We start from the raw sequence: 3,417 nt of genomic DNA on the forward strand, positions 1-3,417 counted from the left end.
ACCGAAGGCTGGGCGCCCGGCGTCCGTCATCGGCGCGCCGCGCGCGGAAGGCGAAAAGCCGCTGGCTTCTCCTGCCGTCCGACTGCGCGCCAAGGAAGCCGGCATCGATCTGCGCCAGGTTGCAGGCAGCGGTCCGGCCGGGCGCATCAGCCATGAGGACATCGAGGCCTTCCTGGCGCGCGGCCCGCAGCTTGCCCGCGCCACCGGCCTTGCCCGCAAGGAGGGCATCGAGGACATCAAGGTCGTCGGGCTGCGGCGCAAGATCGCCGAGAAGATGGCGCTGGCAAAGTCGCACATTCCCCATATCACCTATGTCGAGGAGATCGACGTCACGGCGCTGGAAGAACTGCGCGCCGCGCTCAACAAAGAGAAGCGGCAAGACCGGCCGAAGCTGACGCTGCTGCCGTTCCTGATGCGGGCAATGGTCAAGGCGATCGCCGATCAGCCGAACCTCAACGCGCTGTTCGACGACGAGGCCGGCGTTATTCACCAACACGCGGGCATCCATGTCGGCATCGCCGCCCAGACGCCGACCGGGCTCGTCGTGCCGGTGGTCAAGCATGCCGAGGCGCGCGACCTCTGGGAAAGCGCCGCCGAGATCAACCGGCTTGCCGACGCGGCCAAGTCCGGCACGGCGACGCGCGATGAGCTTTCCGGCTCGACCATCACCATCACCTCGCTCGGGGCGATGGGCGGCGTGGCGACCACGCCGGTCATCAATTATCCGGAAGTGGCGATCGTCGGCGTCAACAAGATCATGGTTCGGCCGGTATGGGACGGCGCGCAGTTCCTTCCGCGCAAGATGATGAATCTGTCGTCCAGCTTCGACCATCGGGTCATCGACGGCTGGGACGCCGCGGTTTTCGTGCAGCGGATCAAGGCGTTGCTTGAGACGCCGGCGCTGATCTTCGTGGAATAGTCGTATGGATACGGACGACGTTGCCCCCTCGTCATCCTCGGGCTTGACCCGAGGATCGATGCCGCGACCTCGCCCGAAGGGCGCGGCGGACCAGAATTCTGGAGCGTTGCAACGCCTTCACGTCACGGCATGGATCCTGGGGTCTACGCGCGTCACTACGCTCCTTGCTCCGCCCCAGGATCACGAGATTCCACGGATATCGGCCAATCGCCACGGTCTGCGTTCGCCAGGCCCTAACCCTCTGCCAAAATCCCCGTGCTCAGCAACGAGAAGCCCATGAAAGAGATCTCCTGCAAGCTGCTCGTCATCGGCGCCGGTCCGGGCGGCTATGTCTGCGCCATCCGCGCCGGGCAGCTCGGCGTCGACACGGTGATCGTCGAGTTCGGCAAGCCGGGCGGCACCTGCCTCAATGTCGGCTGCATCCCGTCCAAGGCGCTGATCCATGCGGCGGAAGAGTTCGAGAAGATCGCGCACATGGCCGGCGGCAAGGGGCCGCTCGGCATCGCGGTCGCCCCGCCGACGCTCGACCTGACCAAGACGGTCGCATGGAAGGACGGCGTCGTTAGCCGGCTGAACAGCGGCGTCGCTGGCCTGCTGAAGAAAGCCAAGGTCAAGACCGTGCAGGGCTGGGCGACGTTCCGCGACGGCAAGACCGTCGAGGTCGAGACCGAGACGGGAAGCCAGGTGATCCGCGCCGAGGCGGTGGTGATCGCCAGCGGCTCGGTGCCGGCCGAACTGCCGTTCCTGCCCTTCGGCGGCCCGGTCATCTCGTCGACCGAAGCGCTGGCGCTGAGCGAGGTGCCGGACAAGCTCGCCGTCGTCGGCGGCGGCTATATCGGGCTCGAGCTCGGCATGGCCTTCGCCAAGATGGGCGCCAAGGTCGCCGTGGTCGAAGCCCTGCCGCGCGTGCTTGCGCAATATGATGCCGAGCTGACGCGGCCGGTGCTGAAGCGGCTCGGCGAGCTCGGCATCGAGGTGATGCTGGGTGCCAAGGCCAAGGGGCTGTCGACCAAGGGCGATGCGCTTATGGTCGAGACGGCAGATGGCAAGAACGCCAAGATCGCCGCCGACAGGGTCCTGGTCACGGTGGGGCGCAAGCCGCTCACCGAGGGCTGGGGGCTGGAGCAGATCGACCTCGACATGGTCGGAAAATTCATCCGCATCGACGACCAGTGCCGCACCTCGATGCGGGGCATCTACGCTATCGGCGATGTCACCGGAGAGCCGATGCTGGCGCACCGGGCGATGGCGCAGGGCGAGATGGTGGCCGAGATCGTCGCCGGCCACAAACGAGGCTGGGACAAGCGCGCGATCCCGGCGATCTGCTTCACCGATCCCGAGCTGGTCACCGCCGGCCTGTCGCCGGACGAGGCGAAGGCGCTCGCCGGCGAGATCAAGATCGGACATTTTCCGTTCGCAGCCAACGGCCGCGCCATGACCAGGCAAGGCGAGGACGGGTTCGTGCGCATCGTCGCCCGCGCGGACAACCATCTGGTGCTGGGCATCCAGGCGGTCGGGCAGTGCGTTTCGGAATTGGCCGCGGCCTTTGGCCTTGCGCTCGAAATGGGCGCGCGGCTGGAGGATATAGCAGGCACCATTCATGCGCATCCGACCCAGGGCGAGGGCTTCCAGGAAGCGGCGCTGAAGGCGCTCGGGCACGCGCTGCATGTTTAGAGGGAGCGGGATCTCCCCCCCTTGAGGGGGAGATGGCCGGCAGGCCAGAGGGGGTCGCCGCGCGTGAAGCGCCGACTTCCGTCTCTGGCTTTCACATGCGCTGCACTGGTTGAGAGGACCCCCCTCTGTCGCCTTTGGCGACATCTCCCCCTCAAGGGGGGAGATCACAAAGCTCAGCCCGCCAGGCGGCTCGCCGTCTCGTGCTGGGCGTAGGCGCGGCCGAAGCGGTTGGCCAGAAATGCGTCGAGCGCGATGTCTTCCTGCCGGACGAAACCTTTCGCCGGCAGCGTGCCGTCGGCCAGCATGTCGAGCACGGCGCAGATGCCGGAGGCGGTGGTGATCTGGATGGCGCTGCGCACGACGTTGCCGACGCGGTGCGAATAGATCTTGTTGGCGTAGGTCTCCTGCAGCAGGCGGCCGTTGCGGCGGCCCGAGACGGTGACGAAGACGATGACGACATCCTGCAGCGTCGCCGGTAGGGCGCTCTCGAAAATGTCCTTCAGCACGTCGCGGCGGTGGCGCAGCCCGAGGTCGTTGAGCAGCGCCTTCATGATGGCGGCATGACCGGGATAGCGGATGGTGCGGTAGTTCAGCGTCCGCACCTTGCCTTTCAGCGTCTCGGCCAGAGTGCCGAGTCCGCCGGAGGTGTTGAAGGCCTCGTAGGTGACGCCGTCGAGCGAGAATTCCTCGCGCTCCTCCAGCGGGGGCACCTCGACCAGCTCGCCCTCGACGATCGCCTCGCAAGGCTCGCAATATTCGTTGATGACGCCGTCGGTGCTCCAGGTGAGGTTGTAGTTCAAAGCGTTCGACGGATATTGCGGCAG

General features: G+C 66.5%; 3 protein-coding genes. 2 read left to right on the forward strand and 1 reads right to left on the reverse strand.

The window, feature by feature from the left end:
- Both EOA75_RS30740 and lpdA read left to right on the forward strand, forming a co-directional pair.
- Nucleotides 1-919, forward strand: a 919-nt coding sequence (locus EOA75_RS30740) for a dihydrolipoamide acetyltransferase family protein (RefSeq protein WP_164747686.1), incomplete at its 5' end; no start/stop codon positions are given.
- A 276-nt stretch (nt 920-1,195) separates the two neighbouring features.
- Entirely contained in the window at nt 1,196-2,593 is a 1,398-nt protein-coding gene (lpdA, locus tag EOA75_RS30745; RefSeq protein ID WP_127325914.1) for a dihydrolipoyl dehydrogenase, read from the forward strand.
- A gap of 173 nt (nt 2,594-2,766) precedes the next feature.
- Here lpdA and EOA75_RS30750 read toward each other — a convergent pair.
- A partial coding sequence (locus tag EOA75_RS30750; protein ID WP_281058588.1) for a saccharopine dehydrogenase C-terminal domain-containing protein occupies nt 2,767-3,417 on the reverse strand: 651 nt, incomplete at its 5' end.

Source organism: Mesorhizobium sp. M1A.F.Ca.IN.022.07.1.1 (genome assembly GCF_003997575.1).
Classification (GTDB): Bacteria; Pseudomonadota; Alphaproteobacteria; order Rhizobiales; family Rhizobiaceae; genus Mesorhizobium.